General features: G+C 73.1%; 19 protein-coding genes, 2 tRNA genes and 1 riboswitch. Of the genes, 9 read left to right on the top strand and 12 right to left on the bottom strand.

Features of this window, described 5'->3' with window-relative positions; all coding sequences use genetic code 11:
• The 3 genes from ACFWIA_RS15655 (at position 1) to ACFWIA_RS15645 (ending at position 855) form a co-directional block, all read left to right on the top strand.
• Positions 1-72 (top strand) — tRNA-Leu (locus tag ACFWIA_RS15655).
• Between the two features lie 11 nt (positions 73-83).
• Positions 84-157, top strand: a tRNA-Cys gene (locus ACFWIA_RS15650).
• A 65-nt stretch (positions 158-222) separates the two neighbouring features.
• The gene (locus ACFWIA_RS15645; RefSeq protein WP_387004621.1) at positions 223-855 is read left to right on the top strand and encodes a TetR family transcriptional regulator C-terminal domain-containing protein; all 633 of its coding nucleotides are present in this window, start codon (positions 223-225) and stop codon (positions 853-855) included.
• Between the two features lie 70 nt (positions 856-925).
• Here the strand turns inward: ACFWIA_RS15645 and ACFWIA_RS15640 are convergent, their stop codons facing one another.
• Both ACFWIA_RS15640 and ACFWIA_RS15635 read right to left on the bottom strand, forming a co-directional pair.
• Positions 926-2,098: a DUF6745 domain-containing protein gene (locus ACFWIA_RS15640; protein ID WP_387004619.1), complete on the bottom strand. Its 1,173-nt coding sequence runs from the start codon at positions 2,096-2,098 to the stop codon at positions 926-928.
• Positions 2,099-2,197: 99 nt separating this feature from the next.
• Positions 2,198-2,524, bottom strand: a complete 327-nt coding sequence (locus ACFWIA_RS15635) for a hypothetical protein (RefSeq protein WP_387004616.1) — start codon at positions 2,522-2,524, stop codon at positions 2,198-2,200.
• A gap of 194 nt (positions 2,525-2,718) precedes the next feature.
• On the opposite strand from ACFWIA_RS15635, the gene ACFWIA_RS15630 reads away from it, so the two are divergent.
• From ACFWIA_RS15630 to ACFWIA_RS15610, 5 genes are read left to right on the top strand one after another with little or no spacing between them, the layout of a single operon-like run.
• A complete protein-coding gene (locus tag ACFWIA_RS15630) occupies positions 2,719-3,678 on the top strand; it encodes an STM4015 family protein (protein ID WP_387004613.1) in 960 nt (319 codons plus the stop codon).
• A gap of 2 nt (positions 3,679-3,680) precedes the next feature.
• Positions 3,681-4,802 carry an STM4014 family protein gene (locus tag ACFWIA_RS15625; RefSeq protein ID WP_387004610.1) on the top strand — a complete coding sequence of 374 codons (1,122 nt, stop codon included), beginning with the start codon at positions 3,681-3,683 and terminating at the stop codon, positions 4,800-4,802.
• 49 nt (positions 4,803-4,851) lie between these two features.
• Positions 4,852-5,661, top strand: a complete 810-nt coding sequence (locus ACFWIA_RS15620) for an STM4013/SEN3800 family hydrolase (protein WP_387004607.1) — start codon at positions 4,852-4,854, stop codon at positions 5,659-5,661.
• A 19-nt stretch (positions 5,662-5,680) separates the two neighbouring features.
• The gene (locus tag ACFWIA_RS15615) at positions 5,681-7,063 is read left to right on the top strand and encodes an STM4012 family radical SAM protein (protein ID WP_387004604.1); all 1,383 of its coding nucleotides are present in this window, start codon (positions 5,681-5,683) and stop codon (positions 7,061-7,063) included.
• Between the two features lie 5 nt (positions 7,064-7,068).
• A complete protein-coding gene (locus ACFWIA_RS15610) occupies positions 7,069-7,923 on the top strand; it encodes an STM4011 family radical SAM protein (protein ID WP_387004602.1) in 855 nt (284 codons plus the stop codon).
• A 43-nt stretch (positions 7,924-7,966) separates the two neighbouring features.
• On the opposite strand, the gene ACFWIA_RS15605 is transcribed toward ACFWIA_RS15610, so the two are convergent.
• Together ACFWIA_RS15605 and ACFWIA_RS15600 are read right to left on the bottom strand one after the other, a co-directional pair.
• Positions 7,967-8,758: an SGNH/GDSL hydrolase family protein gene (locus ACFWIA_RS15605; protein WP_387004599.1), complete on the bottom strand. Its 792-nt coding sequence runs from the start codon at positions 8,756-8,758 to the stop codon at positions 7,967-7,969.
• Between the two features lie 226 nt (positions 8,759-8,984).
• Positions 8,985-9,998: a peptidoglycan DD-metalloendopeptidase family protein gene (locus ACFWIA_RS15600; RefSeq protein WP_387004596.1), complete on the bottom strand. Its 1,014-nt coding sequence runs from the start codon at positions 9,996-9,998 to the stop codon at positions 8,985-8,987.
• Between the two features lie 4 nt (positions 9,999-10,002).
• Positions 10,003-10,161: riboswitch (cyclic di-AMP (ydaO/yuaA leader) on the bottom strand.
• 462 nt (positions 10,162-10,623) lie between these two features.
• On the opposite strand from ACFWIA_RS15600, the gene ACFWIA_RS15595 reads away from it, so the two are divergent.
• Positions 10,624-11,421: a tyrosine-protein phosphatase gene (locus ACFWIA_RS15595; RefSeq protein WP_387004593.1), complete on the top strand. Its 798-nt coding sequence runs from the start codon at positions 10,624-10,626 to the stop codon at positions 11,419-11,421.
• 10 nt (positions 11,422-11,431) lie between these two features.
• Here ACFWIA_RS15595 and ACFWIA_RS15590 read toward each other — a convergent pair whose 3' ends face one another.
• The 8 genes from ACFWIA_RS15590 to hpnE all read right to left on the bottom strand — a co-directional run bounded on the left by ACFWIA_RS15590 (position 11,432) and on the right by hpnE (position 20,472).
• The gene (locus ACFWIA_RS15590) at positions 11,432-11,611 is read right to left on the bottom strand and encodes a DUF6126 family protein (protein WP_387004591.1); all 180 of its coding nucleotides are present in this window, start codon (positions 11,609-11,611) and stop codon (positions 11,432-11,434) included.
• Positions 11,608-12,282, bottom strand: a complete 675-nt coding sequence (locus ACFWIA_RS15585) for a helix-turn-helix domain-containing protein (RefSeq protein ID WP_387004588.1) — start codon at positions 12,280-12,282, stop codon at positions 11,608-11,610. The genes ACFWIA_RS15590 and ACFWIA_RS15585 overlap by 4 nt, the downstream gene beginning before the upstream one ends.
• A gap of 120 nt (positions 12,283-12,402) precedes the next feature.
• Positions 12,403-13,788 (bottom strand): aspartate aminotransferase family protein, encoded by a 1,386-nt coding sequence (locus ACFWIA_RS15580; protein WP_387004585.1) that lies wholly within the window; start codon positions 13,786-13,788, stop codon positions 12,403-12,405.
• Positions 13,789-13,890: 102 nt separating this feature from the next.
• Complete coding sequence (hpnH, locus tag ACFWIA_RS15575; protein WP_387004582.1) at positions 13,891-14,913, bottom strand: adenosyl-hopene transferase HpnH; 1,023 nt, start codon at positions 14,911-14,913, stop codon at positions 13,891-13,893.
• 6 nt (positions 14,914-14,919) lie between these two features.
• A complete protein-coding gene (locus ACFWIA_RS15570; RefSeq protein ID WP_387004580.1) occupies positions 14,920-15,660 on the bottom strand; it encodes a 1-hydroxy-2-methyl-2-butenyl 4-diphosphate reductase in 741 nt (246 codons plus the stop codon).
• Complete coding sequence (gene shc, locus ACFWIA_RS15565) at positions 15,660-17,801, bottom strand: squalene--hopene cyclase (RefSeq protein WP_387004577.1); 2,142 nt, start codon at positions 17,799-17,801, stop codon at positions 15,660-15,662. Before shc ends, ACFWIA_RS15570 begins: the two co-directional genes overlap by 1 nt.
• Before the next feature lie 107 nt (positions 17,802-17,908).
• Complete coding sequence (locus ACFWIA_RS15560; RefSeq protein WP_387004575.1) at positions 17,909-19,042, bottom strand: polyprenyl synthetase family protein; 1,134 nt, start codon at positions 19,040-19,042, stop codon at positions 17,909-17,911.
• Entirely contained in the window at positions 19,039-20,472 is a 1,434-nt protein-coding gene (hpnE, locus tag ACFWIA_RS15555; RefSeq protein ID WP_387004572.1) for a hydroxysqualene dehydroxylase HpnE, read from the bottom strand. Before hpnE ends, ACFWIA_RS15560 begins: the two co-directional genes overlap by 4 nt.
• Positions 20,473-20,588 lie beyond the last annotated feature (116 nt).

Below are 20,588 nucleotides of genomic sequence, written 5' to 3'. Positions count from 1 at the left end.
GGCGAGGAAGCTCAGTGGTGGAGCGCCCGGCTCAGGACCGGGTGGACGCAGGTTCGAGCCCTGCTCTCGCTACGCGTGCACGGGCATCGGGAAGCTCTGTGGTGGAGCGCCCGGCTGCACCCCGGGTGGACGCAGGTTCGAATCCTGTCCCGGTGCCCGTGCACGCGGACTCCGCAGGCCCCCGCCCGCCGCTTTCCGTCATGAACACTTAAGGTTAACGATGTGGCGAGAGTGCGGTTGAGCGTCGGAGAACGACGCGAGGAGTTGGTGCGGGCCGCCATCGAGCAGATCGAGGCCCGGGGCGTGTCCGACGTGCGGATCGCGGACGTGGCCGCGGCGCTCGGAGTGAGCAACGCGCTCGTGCTGTACCACTTCGCCTCCAAGGAGAAGCTGGTCGCCGCGGCGTTCGCCCATGCCGCCGAGTCGGACCTGGCCCGGCTGCGGATGTCGCTCGGCCGTCGTACCAGTGCCGTACGGCGACTGCGCGCCGCGGTGCGCTGGTACGCCCCCACCGGTCAGGCCAAGGGATGGCGGCTGTGGATCGAGGGGTGGGCGGTCTCCCTGCGGGAGCCGGCGCTGCGCGCGGTGACCCGGGACCTGGACCGACAGTGGAAGTCCGCGATCGTCGAGGTGATCGCCGAGGGTGCCGCGGCCGGGGAGTTCGTCTGTGCGGACCCCGAGGCGGCGGCCCGGAGGCTCACCGCGCTCCTGGACGGGCTGGCCGTCCAGGCCACGGTCTACACGGGTAGCGTTTCACGGACGCGGCTCCAGGGATGGGTGGACGAGGCACTGGCCCAGGAGCTGGGCCTCACGGTGCAAGCGTTGACGACGGAGCGCCGGCGCTCCCGCCCCTGACCCGTCGACGCGCGGCGCCGCCCCGGGCCCCGGGGACGTTCCCCGTCGGCGCCCGGCCTCTCACCCCCGGTCAGGTCTCCCGCACCGGGGCGTACTCCTCCTCGGTGAGACCGAAGGTCCAGGCGACCCCGGCCCGGGCGGTGGTGACGGTCGGGGGGACCCGGAGCCAGTAGGTACGGCTGGTGCCGTCCGGTTCCGGCGTGGAGTTGACGACCTCGACCATGACCACGTCCTCGTCGTCGGGCAGCGGGACCCTCCAGAGCCGGCCCGTCTCGTCCTGGTGCAGCGGAACGGCTCCGGACTCGGCTAGGTAGCGGTCGTAGCCGAAGTGTTCCAGCATCACCCGGCGGAGCTCGGCGTTCTCCTCCCCGCGGATGCGTTGCGGAGTGAGTCCGGCGAGTTCGTCCAGGAACTCGCCCGGAACCGGCATGCCGCGCCAGGAGTGCAGGGCGAACCCGTCGGGGTACGCGACCGCGGGTCCTTCGGCCCGGTCGAGGCGGCCCGCCTCGTCGCGGTGCAGCACCGTGGGGCGTTCACAGACCACGGCGACCTTCTCGTACGGCCACCACCACCCGGCCGAGCGGGCGACGGCCGCGACCCCGTCCAGAGGGCCGTCGGTGTCGAAGGCGCAGAGCCACGCCGCGTCGTGCTGGCCCAGCACCGCATCGAGCAGCAGGAGTCGCAGCGCGTTCTCCCGGCGCTGAACGGCGTCCCTCCGCTCCTGCGCCGCGTCCTGGGAGTCCTGGCCCGGGGTGAGGTCGGGGGTCGGGTCCGGGGCGAGGTCCGGAGTGGGGTCGGGGGCGAGGTCCGCCGTGGCGTCCTCGACCAACCCCTGACCCAGCCGCTGGACCAGCAGCTGCGCCGACTCCCCCAACTGACCGCCGGTGGTCGCCCAGTGCGCGGACCAGCCGATCGGGCCGAGCGCGTCCAGCAGCCGCTGTCGCTCGGCCGCCCAGGGCACGTTGCGCACCGCGTTCCGCACGCCCCGCCCCGGTGCGCCGCCCAGGGCTTCGGCGCCCCGGGCGAGCAGGTGCACGGCCTCGCGCGGCGAGCGGGCCCAGACGATCCGCTCCGGCTCCGCCAGCCCGGCCCGGCGGTACGCCAGGCGGACCCCGTCCTCGGCGGCGGCCCGGTCGGCGGACCCCGTCGCCGAGGCCACCGCGCGCCAGCGCGCGACCCGTTCCAGCACCTCCCCGTCGGACTCCTGCGTCCGGGTTCCGGTCTCCTCCACGTTCACCGACATGTTCCGCTGCCCACTTCCTCGTCCTTCGCTCGGTGTCCCTCGATGCGGCGCGCCGCGCACGCTCCGGCGGCCGGGTGCCGGGCCGCGGCCCGGCGGCGTTCAGTCGGCGACGACGCGCACCGACCCGGGCACGTACTCCCGCTGCCGGACCACGCGGTACCAGCCCTTCGGCAGCGGGATGGCCGCGTGCTCCTCGTGGACCACCCGGCCGCCGTCCGGGAGGTGGAGCAGGAACGGGCCGAGCGGTCCCTGGTCGCGGACGAGTCGGCCCGGGCCGACGACGGCGTGGGCGTGCCCGGTGACCTCACCGAGTGCCAGGACCAGCCGCCCCCGGGCGTCCCTGGGTTCACCGGGCGACTCCTCGGCGCTCCGCGGCACCGCGTCCTTCGCGACGGGCACGATGAGCACGTCTCCCTGCCGGAACATGACTCTCCCCTCCGTGGTCGCCGCTCCGTGCGACGACCACGACACCGACAGTAGGTCGAGGGTCTGACAACCGGTCCGACCCGGCGCACCGGCCACCCCGTCGCACCCGGATGTCAGTGGAACTTGGTACAACTTCAGGCACATCGGACCGAGCCCATCGGAACGGTGACAGGAACCCATCCAGGAGCAGCGGCATGATCTCGTCCCATCAGGAAACGCACTTCGGCCTGCCGGTCTTCGATTTCCCCCGCCACGGCGAGGAGGTCCCGCCCGAGCTGCCCGACGCCGGGGCCGTGACCTGGCGGATCTCCGTCGCGTCGTACGACAGCGAGGAGAAGTGGGCGGAGGCGTTCGAGCGGTTCCGCGCGGCCGTGGAGCTGAAGCGGGTGACCTCGCTGATCGTGGGCGCCTGGGAGGACCCGTACGAGACGAGTCCCCAGGGGGTCATCGACGCCCTGGTGGGGGCGCGGGAGGAACTGGGCGAGCTGCGTTCGCTGTTCCTGGGGGAGATAACGGGCGAGGAGTGCGAGATCTCCTGGATCACCCAGGGCACCGTGACGGAACTGCTCGACGCGTTCCCCCGGCTCCGGGACTTCACCGTGCGCGGCGGCAGCAGCCTGGTGTTCCCGCCGGTGCGGCACGAGGCGCTGGTGACCCTGACGATCGAGACGGGCGGGCTGCCCCGGGAGGTCGTGCAGGGGGTCGCCGCCAGTGACTTCCCGGCCCTGGAGGAACTGGTCCTGTGGCTGGGCACGTCGGAGTACGGGGGCGACTGCGAGGCGGCGGACGTCGCCCCGATCCTGGCGGGTGCGCGACTGCCCGCGCTGCGGCGGCTCGCCCTGTGCAACAGCGAGATCCAGAACGAGATCGCCGCGGCCACGGCCACGGCGCCGGTCGTGGCACAACTGCGGGACCTCGACCTGTCGATGGGCGTCCTCACCGACGAGGGCGCGGCGGCCCTGCTGGCCGGACAGCCGCTCACCCACCTCGCCTCGCTCGACCTGTCCCACAACTACCTCAGTGACGAACTGCGGGAGCGGCTGCGGCAGGAGCTGGAGCCCGCCGGGGTGGCGTTGGACGCGGACGGCGACGACGCCGAGGAGTACGACGAGGGCGACGGCGCCATCTGGCGGTACGTGGCGGTGTCGGAGTAACCATGCGCGCCGAGCCTCCCCGTTTCGTGGTCGTCGGGAACCCCGACAACCGCCGCACCACGTACTTCCTGGACGCCGTGCGGGCCGCCGGGCTGCCCGGTGCGCGGGTGCTGCCCTGGTGGGACGTGCTGCACGGCAGCGCCGGGTTCCGCCCCGGCGAGACCGTCCGGATCGACTCCCCCGGCGAGGACGCCGAGGTGGAGCGGATCCTGCGCGACACCGACGATCCCGCGCGGGTGGAAGGCTCGGCCCGCTGGTACGCACGGTTCACGGGCGCCGTCCGGGAGGTGGCGGACGCCGCGCGCACCGCGGGGTGCCGGCTGCTGGACGACCCGGACGAGCTCGCGGTGCTGTTCGACAAGCGACGGTGCCACGAGCGGCTGGCCGGCGCGGGCGTCCCGGTCCCGCAGTCGCCGACCTCGGGGGGCCGGGTCGTGGTGCGGGGGTGGGACGATCTGCGGGAGCTGATGCGGGAGGGGCTGCCGCGGGTGTTCGTGAAGCTCGCGCACGGCTCGTCCGCCTCGGGAGTGCTCGCCGTGGAGCGTGCCGGGCCCGGCCGGGTCCGGGCCACCACCTCCGTCGAGGGCACCCCGCACGGCCTGTTCAACTCCCTGCGGGTGCGGCGGTACGGGTCGGAGCGGGCCGTCGGCGCCCTGGTCGACGCGCTCGCCCCGGACGGTCTGCACGTCGAGCGCTGGTTGCCCAAGGCGTCGCTCGACGGTCGGGCGGCGGACCTGCGGGTCGTGGTGGTCGGGGGGCGTGCGTCCCACGCCGTGGTGCGGACCAGCGCATCGCCGATGACGAACCTGCACCTCGGGGGCGCCCGGGGCGATCTGGACCGGGTGCGGGCCGTCGTGGAGCGGGCGGGGGGCAGTTGGGCCGGCGCCCTGGAGATCTGCGAGCGGGCCGCCGCCTGCTTCCCGGGGACCCTGTGCGTGGGGGTGGACCTCCTGCCGGGGATCGGCTGGCGTCGCTTCGCGGTGGCCGAGGTCAATGCCTTCGGCGATCTGCTGCCGGGTCTGACGGGACTGTCGGGCAGCGGCTTCGAGGGGCTGGACACCTATGCGGCGCAGGTGGCGGTCTCGCTGCGGGGCCGGGGATCGGAGGACGACCGTGCGGCCTGAGACGGTCGGGGCCGCGGCCCCGGCGCAGCAGCAGCCCGACACTCCCGACATGAACGAGGTCGTCGGACGTGACGACCTGCTCCTCGTCACCCTGGACACCCTGCGCTACGACGTGGCCGTCGAACTCGCCGCCGCGGGCCGGATACCGCACCTGGCCCGGCACCTCCCGGACGGCCGGTGGGAGGAGCGGCACGCACCGGGCAGCTTCACCTACGCCTCGCACCAGGCGATGTTCGCGGGGTTCCTGCCCACCCCGGCCGCACCGGGCCCGCACCCCCGGCTGTTCGCCGCCCGGTTCGCGGGCAGCGAGACCACCGAGCGGCGCACGTTCGTCTACGACACCCCGGACCTGGTGTCGGGGCTCGCGGGGGCGGGCTACCGGACGGTGTGCCTGGGTGGTGTGGGGTTCTTCAACAAGCAGGGCGCCCTCGGGGACGTGCTGCCCGGCATGTTCCAGGAGAGCCACTGGGAACCCGCGTTCGGCGTCGCGTCGCCGACGTCCTTCGAGGCGCAGGTGACCCGGGCGGAACGGATCGTGGCCGGGCTCCCCGCCGAGCAGCGGTTGTTCCTGTTCGTCAACGTGTCGGCCCTGCACCAGCCCAACTGGTTCCACTTGCCGGGCGCGACCCGGGCGGCCGGCGACAGCCGCCGCACGCACGCCGCCGCCCTGGAGTACGTCGACCGGCACGTGGGGCGCCTGTTCACCGCGATGAGCAGCCGCCGCCGGTGCTTCGCGATCGTGTGCTCGGACCACGGCACGGCCTACGGGGACGACGGCTACACCGGTCACCGGCTGGGCCACGACGTGGTGTGGACCGTCCCCTACGCCCACTTCTTCCTGCCGACCCCGACACCCTGAACCGGACCGAGGCACCGTGATGAGCACCACCTTCCCGACCGACGTCGTGACGGCGCCGGAGTCCGCGCCGCCGCGCCCCTACCAGCACTACGTCTACGCCTATCCGCACAAGACCGCGTACCGGCCGCTGCCCGCGCCCGGTCCGCGGCTCGCCCGGGTGTGGCGCGGGGAGCCCAAGGACGCGCTCTCGCTGTACCTGCACATACCGTTCTGCGAGGTCCGCTGCGGGTTCTGCAACCTGTTCACCCGGATCGGCGCGCCGGACGAGTTGTCGCGGCGGTACCTGGACGCGCTGGAGCGCCAGGCGGTCGCGGTGCGGGAGGCCCTCGACGGGGACGGGCCGGTGCGGTTCGCGACGGCGGCGTTCGGCGGCGGGACGCCCACGTTCCTCACGGCCGGGGAACTGACCCGGTTGTTCGACATCGCCGAGCTGCGGATGGGCGCGGACCTGCGGGCGGTGCCGCTGTCGGTGGAGGCGTCCCCGTCGACGGCCACCGCCGATCGGCTCGCGGTGCTGGCCGAGCGGGGCACGACCAGGCTCAGTCTGGGGGTGCAGAGCTTCGTGCCCGAGGAGGCGCGGGCGGCGGTGCGTCCGCAGCGGCGGGCGGACGTGGAAGCCGCCCTCGGACGGATACGGGAGGCCGCGATACCCGTCCTGAACATCGATCTGATCTACGGGATCGAGGGACAGACGGAGGAGTCCTGGCTCCGTTCGCTGGACGCCGCCCTGGCCTGGCACCCGGAGGAGCTGTACCTGTACCCCTTGTACGTCCGGGACCTCACTGCGCTCCGCGCCCGGGTGGACGTCGCGGAGCGGGCCTGGGACGCACAGCGGTTGCGGCTGTACCGGGTGGGTCGGGACCACCTCCTGGCCCGCGGGTACGCACAGCGGTCGATGCGGATGTTCCGACGTGCGGACGCGCCCGCCGAGGGGCCCGAGGACCACGCCTGTCAGACCGACGGCATGATCGGCCTGGGCTGCGGGGCGCGTTCGTACACCTCGTCGCTGCACTACTCCTTCGACTACGCGGTCGACGCCCGCCAGGTCCGGTCGATCATCGACGCGTACACGGCGACGGAGGACTTCGGCCGGGCGGTGCACGGCCGGTACGTGGGGGGTGCGACCGGGGGCGACGAGGCCCGGCGCCGGCACCTGCTCCAATCGCTGCTCCAGGCGCGGGGCATGGAGCGGGAGTCCTACCGGGCACGGTTCGGTACGGACCCCGAGGACGACTTCGCCACCGAGCTGGCGCGGTTCGCCGCGCGGGGCTGGCTCGACGGATCGGCCCCGACCGGGGTGCTGCGGCTGTCGGCCCGGGGCCTGGCGCACTCCGACGCGTTGGGGCCCGAGTTGTTCTCGCCCGCGGTGCGGGCCGCGATGGCCGCCTACGAGGCGCGGTGAACGCGGTGGACCTCACGGTGTTGTACCGGGGCCCGCTGGCCTCCTGCGACTACGACTGTCCGTACTGCCCGTTCGCGAAGCGGCGGGACAGCCGGGAGCAGTTGCGGGCGGACCGGGCGGCGCTGGAACGGTTCGCGCAGTGGGCGGACGCCTATCCGGACGGCCGGTTGTCGGTGCTGTTCACCCCGTGGGGCGAGGGCCTGGTGCGGTCCTGGTACCGGCGGGCGCTGGTGGAGCTGTCGCACCGGGAGCACGTCGAGCGGGTCGCGATCCAGACCAACCTGAGCTGCCGCACGGACTGGCTCGACGAGGCGGACCTCGGCACGCTCGCGTTGTGGTGCACGTACCACCCCGGGCAGACGCCCTACGAACGGTTCGTCACCAAGTGCCGCGGGCTGGCGGAGCGCGGAGTGCGGTTCAGCGTGGGGATCGTGGGGCTGCCCGAACACCTGGCGCACGCCCGCCGACTGCGCGACGAGTTGCCGGAGCGGGTGTACCTGTGGGTGAACGCCGCGGAGGGGCACACGTACACCGACGAGGAGGCCGACCGGTGGACGGCGCTGGACCCGCTGTTCCCGTACAGCCGTCATCCGCACCGCAGCGGGGGCCTGCCCTGCCGGACGGGGTCGTCGGTGGTGTCGGTCGACGGTGACGGCACGGTCCGGCGCTGTCATTTCGTCCCGGCGGAGCTGGGCAATCTGTACGACGGGTCCTACCGCGCCGCGTTGGCCCCGCGGGCCTGCCCCCTGGCCCGGTGCGACTGCCACATCGGGTACGTCCACCTGGAGACGTTGCCCCTGTACGACGTGTTCGCCGGCGGGGTGCTGGAGCGGATACCCGCGGGTCCCGGTCCCCGGTGACGTGCGGGCCGGGCCCCGCGTCACCGGGCGGAGCGGGCGCCGCTCAGAGCGGCAGCAGGTCGGGGCGCTTGGCCGCGACGTGGTCACCGGACGACTCCCCGCGCAGTCGCCGCCCGATCCAGGGCACCAGGTACTCGCGGGCCCAGTGGATGTCGTCGCGCCGTACTTCGAGGGTGCCGCGGGGCGGCAGCGGGGGCCAAGGCTGGTCGGGGTCGGCGGGGACCCCGACCCGGAGGACCTGCCCGGCGCGCAGGGCGACCCGGGTGTGTCCCTCGGGCGAGAGGTGCAGCCGGTCCTCGTCCCAGGCACGGCGGTCCTGGACGCTCTTCAGGGACCACAGGTCGAGGACGGGGCAGCCGTAGCGGTCGGCGACGGCCCGCACATGGCCGTTGTAGGTGGCGATCTTGCCGCGCAGGTGCTTGAGGAGGGGGATGCCACGGGTGTCGAAGCCGGTGGTGACCATGACCGTGCCGACGGACGAGGCCAGATCGGCGACGGCCCGTTCGAACCGCTCGGCCACCTCGTCGGGGTCGGTGCCCGGCCGGATGATGTCGTTGCCGCCCGCGCTGAAGGTCACCAGGTCGGGCGCGAGTTGCCGGGCCCGGGGGATCTGCTCCTCGACGATCTGATCGAGGAGTCTGCCGCGGACGGCGAGGTTGGCGTAGCGGAAGGTGGGTTCGGGTAGCCGGTCGCCGAGGAGGACGGCCAGCCGGTCGGCCCATCCCACGAACGTACCGTCGGGGCCGGGGTCTCCGACACCTTCCGTGAAGCTGTCGCCGACGGCTGCGTAGGACCGGATGTCGTCAAGGGCGAGGAATGTCGACTCTGCTGTCACGTCGGCCCATTTTTCACCTCTCCACGTGACCTACGCCACCGTAATAATGCGCCATGGGGCTTGACGGCACGTGATAAAGGCCATGCGACTCATTTCGTCGAGTCGGGAATAGCCCGGCTCCCCCGCACCGCTCGGCGCCGCCCTGCACCGGTGCCGACATGCGACGCGGGGCCGTATCCGTCGATACGGCCCCGCGTGGGCTGGTGCGGCCGGTGGCCGCGGGGGGTCAGATCGCGACGCCCTTCGACCGCAGGTAGGACAGCGGGTCGACGTCGGAGCCGTAGGACGGGGAGGTGCGGATCTCGAAGTGCAGGTGCGGTCCGGTGCTGTTGCCGGTGGAACCCGCGGTGCCGATCTGCTGGCCGCCCGAGACGGACTGGCCCGCGGAGACGCCGAGCTGCGAGAGGTGGGCGTACTGGGCGTACTTGCCGTCGGCGAGCTGGATGATGACCTGATTGCCGTAGGCGCCCGCCCAACCGGCGGAGACGACGGTGCCGGAGCCGACGGCCTTGAGCGGGGTACCGGAGGGGACGCTGAAGTCGACGCCGGTGTGGTAGCCGCTGGACCACATGCTGCCGGAGGCGCGGTACGGCGTGCCCACACCGCTCGCGACCGGCAGCGTGTAGCCACCGGCGCTCGCGGTGGCGGCCGGGGCCTGGGCCGCGACGGGCACGGCCTTCGGGGCGGCGGGCTTCGGCGCGGCGGGGGCCGCGGGGGCCGCCTGCTCGGGCTGCGCGGCCTGGGGAGCGGTCGCCTGGGGAGCGGCGGCCTTCGGGGCGGCGGCCTTCGGGGCGGCGGCCTGGGGTGCGGCGGGCTTCGGCGCGGCCTGCTTCGGCGCGGTGGCCGTGGCTGCGGCCTTGCCGCCGAGGGTGAGCTTGAGGCCGGGCGTGATCAGATCGGGATTCGATCCGACGGCGGTCCGGTTGTCCTGATACAGCCGCTGCCAACCGCCGCGCAGGTCCTGGTCGTCAGCGATCTTCGACAGGTGGTCGCCGACCTTGACGGAGTAGGTCGTGAGCTCGGCGGGCTGCTGTGCGGGCGCCTCGGGGGCCGCCTGGGGCGCCACGGCGACCGAGGTCGCGGGGGCGAGCGCGGAGGCGGACTGCGGGGTCGCGGCCTGGGCCTGGGTGGCGCCGATCAGCGGCAGCGCAAGGGCTGCCGCACCACCGGTTCCGGCGATGGCGATCGTCCGGACGAGCCGGGCGGACTTGGGACGGCGGTGCTTTCCCGTCGCGGGCATGGTGCGTTCCTCTCCGGCGCCTACGAGGTGAGCTGTCGGGTTCGGGCTGGAGCTGCCCGGCCGCGCTCGCGCGGCTTCACCCCGAGCCGGTCCGGTCGCCCGGATGCGGCGTACTGCGTGTGGGTTCCCCGCTCCTGCCGATGTCGGGTGGTGAGATGGGGATACCGAGCGGCGGCAGGACTAGGCGTCCGCCCGGAGTGAGCGTGACGCTAAGCGAGCGGGAACGGCCCCGACAACCGAGCACCCGTCAGCGGCCTGCTGTTTCTTGATCCTCGCCGCTCGTTCCGGTCACCCTGCGTCGATGGCGGCGGGGCTCGCCGATGCCAATTCCCGGGCCGGGGCGGGCAGCCGGCGAACCGGTGATCACCACCCACCGTGACCACTATGATCCCGGTCACGACCTCTCCCCCTAGGGCGCCTTATTTCCTGGCCAGTTACACCAAAGCCGCTCAATCCGACCAAAGGCGCAAATCACCCTTTCATTGGTGGATTCCCTCATGCATGACATGGCTGAGGATCACCAACGAAAGCCCTCGTGCAAGGTGATTGTCCGAGCAAGTGATGTCGTATCGTCTGAAGCGCCCCGCTGACGGACGGCGCCGGCGGGGGACTGGGAGGAGCCCCCGTGACGCAGCAGATCCCGTCCACCGAGCCCGAACTGACCGGCGTGCGCAACTTCCGTGATCTGGGTGGTCTACCGACCGCGGACGGCAGGCGGGTCCGACACGGGGTGCTGTTCCGCAGCGGCCACCTCGCCCACGCGACCGACGAGGACCGTCGCTACCTGACCGGGCTGGGGCTGCACACGATCTTCGACTTCCGCAACGACGCCGACCGCGGGCTCGACGGCCATGACGTGGAACTGCCCGGCGTGCGCAACGTCAACCTGCCGCTGAGCGACCCGGCCGACGGCGCGGAGTTCTGGCGGATGGTGCGCCGGGGCGACCTCGCCCAGCTCCGCGCCCTCCTGGCCGGGGGGCGGGCGGTCGAGCAGATGGTCACCTCGTACCGCGTGCTGATCGAGGAGCGGACCGCGGAACACGCACGGGTGCTGCGGGCGGTCGCGGAGGACAGCGTGCCGGCGCTCCTGCACTGTGCGGCGGGCAAGGACCGGGCGGGCCTGTCCATCGCCGTGACCCTGCTCGCACTCGGCGTCGAACGGGACGCGATCGAGGAGGACTACCTGAAGTCCAACGCCGCGCACCGGCGGTACCGGGTGCAGCGCAGCGCGGACGCGGTCGACGGGTACGCGCCGGAGGTGATGGAACTGCTGAGCCCGCTGTTCGACGCACGCTCGGAATACCTGGCGGCGGCCTTCGACAGCATCGATCGATGTTGGGGCGGCACGGACGCCTACCTGACGCAGGCCATCGGGCTCACGCCGGACCTGCGCGCCCGCCTCCGGTCCCGGCTGCTCGACTGACGTCAGCGCCTCACTTGGCTCCGACCTCGAACAGCAGCCAGATGAAGGCGGCGACGAGGTGCCCGACCGCGACGTAGATGAGCAGTCGGATCCAGATGCTCGGCGGCATCTTGTCCTCGATGCGCGGGCGCGGGACGGGCTGGACCGCCGGGGGCGCCGCCGGGTCGGTGGGGGGAACGGGCTCGGTCATCGGAAGTCTCCCGGGGTGTGGACGTCCGTCGGGCCTAGGCACAGCGCGGCGGTCGGGCTCTGCAACAAGGTGTGCACGAAGAGGAGGTCGGTCCCGTCCTCGTCGGCGGCGCCGATCCGGTGCGGGGTCAGCGAGTCGAAGTGCGCGCTGTCGCCGGGCGCGAGCACATGGGTGCTGTCCCCGAGTCGCAGCCGCAGCCGTCCGGACAGGACGTACAGCCACTCCTCGCCGGGGTGCACCCGCACGATGTCGCCCTGGGTGCCGTACGGCACCCGGACGCGGAGGGCCTGCATGCCCCGGCCGGGGGCGCCGGCCTGCCAGTAGGTCCAGCCGCCGGCGCGGGTGGGTTCCATGGTGGCGGACTCGACGATCGCCTCCCGGTCGGCGACGGTCTCGCCGAGCAGTTCGGAGACGGTGGTCCCGTAGACGCGGGCGAGCGACAGCAGCATGGGCAGCGACGGCTGCCGACGGCCGGTCTCCAGCCGGGACAGATGGGCCGGGGACAGCCCGGCCGAGGCTGCCGCGGCCTCCAGCGTCAGTCCGGCGCCCCGCCGGCGCTCCCGCAGTCGGGGGGCCACGACGGGCAGCTCGCCAGCGGGGCCACCGGCCGGGTCGGGGGACCCGGCGGGTGGCTGCGGCTCCTCGTGGGGAGTCGACTCGGAGGGGTTCATGTCATCGATTGAGCCAGAAAAGTGCCTCCCGGGCAAATCTCTTGCCTAGGAGGTAAAAGCTGGAGGTCGAGAACCGCGGGACACCCCGGCCGGGCCGCGTCTCCCCCCGCCCGGGCCGCGTCAGCGGTTCGCGACGGCCTGTTTGACCAGTGTCCTCCCGAAGTCCCACATCAGCCCACCCCCGCTGTGTGCGTCGTCCATCACGGCGGTGAAGGCCGTGACGAAACGATCGACGTCCGCCTCGTCCACGACCAGCGGCGGGATCAGCTTGATGACCTCCAGGTGGTCGCCGGAGACCTGGGTGAGGATGCGGTGCCGCTGGAGCAGCGGCACGACCACCATCTGTGCGAAGAGGCCCCTGCGGGCCGCCTGGAGCATGGCCCAGCCGCTGCGCAGCTTCAGCGAGCGGGGCCGCCCGAACTCGATCCCGATCATCAGCCCACGGCCGCGGACCTCGCTCAGCAGCTCGTAGCGGTCCACGAGTGCGGCGAGCCGGGAGCGGAGCAGGTCCCCGGTGACCCGGGCGTGCTCGACCAGCCGGTCCGACTCCAGCACCGACAGCACCGCCAGGCCGGCCGCCATCGCCTGCGCGTTCGAACCGAAGCTCGCCGAGTGGACCAGCACCCGGTCCATGGCGGAGTACACCTTCTTGAAGATCCAGTCCCGGCCGAGGGTCGCTCCGACCGGGACGTAACCGCCCGACAGCGCCTTCGCCACACAGACCAGGTCCGGCTCCACGCCCTCCTCGTGCTGGTACGCGTAGAAGTCCCCGGTCCGACCCAGCCCGGTCTGCACCTCGTCCGCGATGAGCAGCGCCCGGTGGGCCCGCAGCAGCTCCTGGGCCCCCCGCAGGTAGCCGGGCGGCGCCGCGTGCACGCCCTTGCCCTGGATCGGCTCCACGATGAGCGCCGCCACGTCGCCGCGCGCCAGCTCCCGGGCGAGGGCGTCCAGGTCGCCGAGCGGCACGGCCGTGTCGGGCAGCAGGGGCGCGAAGCCGGTGCGGAACCCGGACTCGCCGTTGACGGAGAGGGCCCCGGTGGTCAGCCCGTGGAAGGCGTGCGCGCAGTACAGGACCCGGGGGCGCCCGGTGGCGTAGCGGGCGAACTTCAGCGCGGTCTCGACCGCCTCGGTGCCGCTGTTGCCGAAGAACACCCGTTCCAGGTGAGGGCTGTGGGAGAGCAGCCGTTCGGCGAGCAGGCCGGGGAGCGGCTGGCAGTCGAAGCGGGTGAGGTCCGCGAGCGAGGCGTCCAGCACGTCGTGCAGCGCCTTGCGGACCACGGGGTGGTGGCGGCCGAGGCCCATCACGCCGAAACCGGCGAGCATGTCGAGGTAGTCGTTGCCGTCCGCGTCCCAGAAGTGCGCGCCCTCGGCCCGTTCGTACACCTTGTCGAAGCCGATGGTGCGCAGCATGCGCGGGAGTTGGTGGTTCAGATGGCGGGTGTGCAGGGCGTACCGCTCGCCGCCGCGTTCGGCGAGCAGCGCGCCGAGGTCGAATGCGTCCGTCATGGGTCCTTCCGGTTTCCCGCCGGCGGGTGGGAACGGGCGGCCCCGGGACCCGGGGCCGCTCGGCGGGACCCGGGCCGACACCCCGTCCGGGTCCTCGGGTCCTCAGCCGCGGTTGCCCGAAACGGTGTCGCGGGCGGCCCGCAGGCTCTCCTTGAGTGATCCCATGGTCGCCAGGACCGCGGTGGGCTCGTAGCCGCAGTGCGCCATGCAGTTGGCGCAGCGGGGGTCCTTGCCCCGGCCGTAGGCGTCCCAGTCGGTCTCCTCCACGAGCTCCCGGTACGTGGGTACGTAGCCGTCGCTCATCAGGTAGCAGGGCTTCTGCCAGCCGAACAGGGAGTAGTTGGGGATCGCCCAGGCCGTGCAGGGGAAGTCGACCCGGCCTTCCAGGAAGTCGAGGAAGAGCGGCGAGTGGTTGAGCCGCCAGCGGCGCCGGTTGCCGTCCGCGAACGCCTTCCGGAAGAGTTCGCGGGTCTGGTCGACGCCGAGGAAGTGCTCCTGGTCGGGGGCCTTTTCGTAGGCGTAGGCGGGCGAGATCATCATCTCGTCCACCTGGAGGTCGTCATTGAGGAAGTTGAGCACCTCGATGATGGTCTGGGGGGTGTCCGTGTTGAAGAACGTGGAGTTGGTGGTGACCCGGAAGCCCTGCCGCTTGGCCTCCTTGATGGCTTCCACGGCCTCGTCGAAGACACCCTCCTTGGCCACCGACTCGTCGTGCCGCTCCCGCAGCCCGTCGATGTGCACCGCGAACGCGAAGTACGGGGAGGGCGTGAACTTCTCCATCTTCTTGCGCATCAGCAGGGCGTTGGTGCAGAGGAAGACGTACTTCTTCCGCGCCACCAACTGGCGTACGATCTCGTGGATCTGAGGGTGCATCAGGGGTTCGCCGCCTGCGATGGACACCATCGGCGCCCCGGACTCCAGGACCGCACCGACGGCCTGCGCGACCGGCATCCGCTGCTTGAGCACCCCGGCCGGATGCTGGATCTTGCCACAGCCCTCGCACTTGAGGTTGCAGGCGAAGAGCGGTTCCAGCTCCACGATCAGCGGGAACTTGGCCCGCTTGCGGAGCTTCTGTTCGAACAGGTAGGTCGCGACCTTCATGGACTGACGGAGCGGCATGGCCATTTCAGCTCACCTCCGGGGGAGCGTCACGATGCGGTGCCATTCACAGAAGACGGGGAACACGGCACGGAGAACACGGAAAGCCGATATTCCACCGCGCAGCGTGCCGATGCGGACCAGTTCATGTTCTGGAGCGTCCACGACCACCCGGACGGCCGCAACCGGGCGGACCCACCGGTCTTCGCCCCCGCCCACGTGCCCCCGGCCGTCGAGGGGACCGACCGGGACGGGTGTGCGCACCGCGGTGCGCAGCGTCACCGCCGACTCCATGTCCACGGCGATCGCCCCGGTGGACCTCAGGGCGGACCGCTCCGCGCCCCGGACCACGTGGTCGGAGCCGATGAGCGGACCCGTGTGCACGGTCCGACCGGGCAGGGCCCGGGCCAGGGCCTCGGTCAGCGGCGCGGTGCCCGAGCAGCGGACCGGGCCGAGCTCGTCCCGGGTCTCCCCCGCGACCACCAGGTCCCCGGGGCGCATGCCCGGGGCTAGCCCGGCGCAGAACCCGGTGGCCAGGACGGACGCACCGTGCAGCTCCGCACGGCCCAGTGCACGGCCCACCGCCGAGGCCGCCGCGCGCGGCCCCATGCCCGTGCGGAGCACCGTCACGTTCCCGGCCGTCGACCGGTCCGCCAGGCGCAGGGCCAGCCGTTCGATGCCGAGGGCGCAGGCGACCAGGAGCGGCCCCCCGGCGCCACCCGTCGGGCCCACGGGATCGGGGGGGTCGGCCGGATCGGCCGGGGCGCGCCGCATCAGCCCCCCTTGCCGGTCCGCTCGGCGATCCGTCCGGCGGCCGCGGCCACCAGCGACCGGGCGGCCCGTACGACGGTCGGGCGCGGTGCGCGGCGCGGCGGGGGCCCGGCACCGGCGTCCGGGGCGTCGCCGGTGCGGGCGGCCCGGGGGGCTCCGGTCCGGTTCGCGAACGGATCGCCGTGCAGGAACCTCCCCAGGGCGGTCAGTGGGAACACCAGGCGGTACAGGTGGTAGTTGATGGAGAAGTCCCATGGGAACCCGGTGCCGGTGAAGTGGGGTTCGTCCCAGGAGCCGTCCTCCCGTTGGGTCTCCACCAGCCAGGCGACGCCCCGTTCGGTGACCTTGGTGTCCCGCTCCCCCGCGGCGAGCAGCGCCAACAGCGCCCACGCGGTCTGCGAGGCGGTGGACTCGCCCCGGCCGCCCCAGCCGGGTGCGTCCCGGTAGGAACGCAGGTCCTCGCCCCAGCCCCCGTCGTCGTTCTGCACGGACTCCAGCCAGGCCACGGCCCGCCGGATCGCCGGATGGGCGGGTGGGAGCCCGGCGGCGACCAGGGCGGGCACCACCGATCCCGTCCCGTAGACGTAGTTGACGCCCCAGCGGCCGAACCAGGCGCCGCCGGACTCCTGGGCGGCGAGCAGCCAGTCGACGCCGCGGCGGGTGCCCGGGTCCGCGGCGCGTCCCTCGACGGCCAGCATCTCCACGACGTGCGCGGTCACGTCGGCGGACGGCGGGTCGATCACCTTGCCGAAGTCGCAGAACGGCAGCCGGTTGGGGAAGGGGCTGGTGTTGTCCACGTCGAAGGCGCCCCACCCCCCGTCGCGGGACTGCATGCCGAGGCTCCACGCGACGCCACGGGCGATGGAGTCTTCCAGCCGCTCGGTCTCGGGGTGCGCCACGCGGCGCAGGGCGAGGACGACCTCGGCGGTGTCGTCGATGTCGGGATAGGTGTCGTTGTGGAACTCGAAGGCCCAGCCGCCGGGCGCGAGTTCGGGTCTGCGCACCGACCAGTCTCCGGGCCGGTCGATCTGTTCGCCGAGCATCCACTCGGCGGCCCTGACCAGTTGGGGGTGGTCGGCCGGGACGCCCGCGTCGGCCAGTGCGATCGTCGCGAGGCAGGTGTCCCACACGGGTGACTGGCACGCCTCGACCATCCGGGAACCGTCCGGTCCCCACACCGTGAACCGGTCGAGGGAGTCGAGTCCGGCGCGGAGCACGGGGTGGTCCAGGTCGTAGCCGAGCAGGTGCAGGGCGATGATCGAGTACACCGCGGGCGGCTGGATGCCGCCCCAACAGCCGTCCCGTTCCTGGCGTTCGATGATCCAGCGGGCCGCCGAGCGCATGGCCGCGGAGCGCAACGGCCCCGGCGCGACCCGCTGGTAGAGGCGCAGCACCTTGTCGAGCCGTTGGAAGACCCCGTCCCAGGAGGCCACCGGGGCGAGGGGGCGGGACGGGCACGGGTCGGCCGGGTCGGTGTGGAGTTCGTCGAGCGGGAAGGGGGCGGGGCGCACCGGGCGCTTCGCCGACACGATGGCGAGCGGCACGATGGTCTGCCGGGCCCAGCAGCCGAAGTCGTAGATGTTGAGCGGGAACCACCGGGGGACGTAGATGACCTCGGGCGGGACCTCGGGCAGGTCGTCCCACTTCCACCAGCCGAACAGGGCAAGCCAGATGCGGGTGAAGACCCGGGCCGCGGCGATCCCCCCGCGGGACCTGATCCAGTCGGCCGCCCGCGCCATGTGCGGCTCGTCGGGCGCGTCCCCGGCGAGCCGGAGGGCGACGTACGCCTCGACGGTGGCCGAGAGGTCGCTGGGGCCCTGGTAGAAGGTGGCCCAGGTGCCGTCCTCCCGTTGTTCACCGCGGATGAACAGGGCGGCGGCCCGGGTGGTGGCCTCGTCGCGAATGCCGAGGAACTGCCGCAGGAGGAGGTCCTCGGCGTCCATGGTGACGTTCGTTTCGAGGTCGCCCTTCCACCAGCCCTGGGGGTCCTGGAGGGAGAGCAGACGATCGGTGGCGCGGAGCGCCGCGCGCCGGACGGCGACGGGGTCGTCGACCGCCCGGGGGGTCGGGTCGGAGTGTTCGTCGGTGGCCGAGGCAGCGCGGGGCGGTACCGCTCCGGTGCTTCCGTCGGTCGTCGCTGTCATGGCTTCCCCTTACAGTGCAGTGGCTCTTCTGCTGGGTCCGCCGTCGGCCGGTGCGCTGGATGGGCACCGGCCGGCGACCGCGAGTCATATGCTCCGGATGTCGATGGTCATCTCTTTCGTACGACGACGAAGTCGGCGAGCGCGGTGAACCGCGCCCGGACGGGGTCGGGCATGTCCACGGAGTTCAGGGCGTCGACGGCGATGGCGTGCTGGCGGCGGGCCTCCTGGACGGTCCACTCCCGGCCGCCGGCCTCCTCGATGAGCGCGGCGCGGGCGGCGAACTCCTCCTCGGAGAAGCTGTCGAAGTCATTGCTCTTGGCGTCGGCGGCGAGGAGTTCGCCGAGTCGCTCGGAGGCGGGGCCGCCGGCGTCGAGGGCGGCGACGACCGGCAGGGACTTCTTGCGCTGCCGCAGATCGCTCCAGGTCTGCTTGCCGGTGGCCTCCGGGTCGCCCCAGATGCCGAGCAGGTCGTCGACCGCCTGGAAGGCGAGCCCCAGGTGGTGGCCGTACTTCTCCAGGGTGTCGGCGGTGCGGTCGTCGGCGCCGCCGAGCACCGCGCCGATGGACGAGGCGCAGGCCAGCAGGGCGCCGGTCTTGTTGCCCTCCATCTCCAGGCACTCGGCCACGGTGACCCGCTCGCGGTGCTCGTACGAGATGTCCTGGGCCTGGCCGTCGATGAGGGCGCGGGTGGCGCTGGTGAGGCGTCGGGTGGCGCGGCCGGCCTCGACGGTGCCGATCTCCAGCAGCACCTCGCCGGCGAGCGCGAACAGGGCGTCGCCCACCAGGATGGCCTGGGCGGGGCCGTGGACCTTCCACACCGTGTCGCGGTGGCGGCGTTGTTCGTCGCCGTCCATCAGGTCGTCGTGGAGCAGGGAGAAGTTGTGCACCAGCTCCACGGCGACGGCACCGGGCACACCGGTCTCGGCCGGGGCTCCGGCCGCTTCCGCGGACAGCAGGGCGAGCGCCGGGCGCACCGCCTTGCCGCCGTCGCCGTCGGCGGGGTTGCCGTGGGCGTCGATCCAACCGAAGTGGTAGGCGGCGACCGTGTCCATGGGCGAGGCGAGCCGGTCCACGGCGGCCTTCAGCTCGGGGGTCGCCAGGGTTCTGCCTCGCTCCAACAATGCGGCCACGTCCACGGCCTCGGCGGACGGTTCGCCCGGGGGCACAGTGGGCACAGTCTCTCCTCTAGTTGCGGTGGTGCCGGGGGTGCGGGGACCCGCCCCGCGGAGATCGAGTGTCATGCCGCCTCCCGGAAGAGATGGGCGCGCGACCGGCCGAGGACGCCGAGTGCCGCGTCGGCGGCGCTGACACCGCTGCGCACCGCCCCCTCCATCGTGGCGGGCCAGCCGGTGGCGGTCCATGCTCCGGCCAGGAACAGACCGGGTGCCCGGGTGTGCGCGGTGGGCCGCAGGGCGCCGCTGCCCGGCGCCGGCGCGAAGGTGGCGGTCCGCTCCCTGGTGACGAAGAAGTCGCGCACCTGAGCACGCCGGGTGGCGGGCAACAGGCGTTCGAGTTCGGGGAGGTAGCGCTCGCGCAGCGCGGCGACCGGTTCGTCGATCTCGTGGTGGACCGCGGACTGGGAGAGCGCCAGGTACTGGCCGTCGGCCAGCCCGGAGGCTTCGGTGCGGTCGAACACCCACTGCACGGGCGAGCCCAGTGCCGCGAAGAACGGGCGCCGCAGCACCGTGCGGTCGTAGACGACGTGCAGGTTGAGGATGGGCGAGGTGCCGAGGGCGAGCAGTCGCTCCGGGGCGTCGAGCGATCCGGTGGGCAGCAGTTCGTGGGTCTCGCGCTGCGGCACGGCGAGCACGACGGTGTCCGCCTCGATGGTGGCGCCCTGGACCTTCACGGCCCAACGCCCGTCCGGGGTGCGGGAGATGCCCGAGGCCCGGGTGCGCAGTTCGGTGCGGACCCCGGCGGTGTCGAGGGCCTTGCGGGCGAGGGTGTCGTGCAGTTCGCCCAGGGGGACGGCGGCCCAGCCGATGTCGGCGGCGCCGGGGTCCTGGAGCAGTCCGGTCTTGAAGACCTTGGCGGCCAGGGCGAGGGAGACGTCCGCCGCCACGGCGTTGAGGGTGGCCACGCCCACCAGGTCCCACAGTGCCTCGACGGCGCGGGCGGACTGGCCGTGCCGGGCGAGCCAGCTGCCGAAGTCCTGCTCGTCCAGGGCGGGGTCGTCGGGGTCGAGCGTCCGGAGGGCGAGCGCCGCCCGGGCGGCGCCCAGGCGTTCGCCCGGGGAGAGGTGCGGGTAGGTGGCGAGGGACTGCGCCAGGTGCAGCGGTACGGGCAGGGCCGCGCGGCGCAGGGTGCCCAGCTTCGGCCCCTCACCCGACCGGGTCCGCACCCGGGTCGCGGCGTCCACGACGGGGACCGTGAGCCGGTCCTGGAGCGGGGCCAGTGCCGTCGCGTCGATGCGGTCGAGGAACCACCGGTAGGCGGAGCAGCACCGCAGGTAGACGTGCTGGCCGTTGTCGACGGTGAGGTCGCCGCGCTGGAAGGAGAAGGCGAGGCCGCCCAGTCGGGGCCGCCCTTCCAGGAGGGTGACGCCGACCCCGGCGTCGGCGAGGGCGAGTGCGGCGGTGACCCCGGCGAGTCCGCCGCCGATGACGACGGCGCTGGCCGGGCGTTCGCTGTCCGGGTCCGGGTCGGTGGGCCGCGGGTCGGTGTCGTTCACGCGGGTCCCCCGGGTGCTCGGTTCGGGTGCCCCGGGCGGGTGGACGCCCCGGGCCTGGGCGCGCGCCGGGCGTCGGCGGGCGCCGTCGTGGTCAGGGACGCGGCACGGCCGGCGCG

This window comes from Streptomyces sp. NPDC127068, assembly GCF_042724695.1.
Lineage (GTDB): Bacteria > Actinomycetota > Actinomycetes > Streptomycetales > Streptomycetaceae > Streptomyces.
Note: the sequence above shows the minus strand (reverse complement) of the source record. Positions and strands in the feature narration are given on the sequence as shown.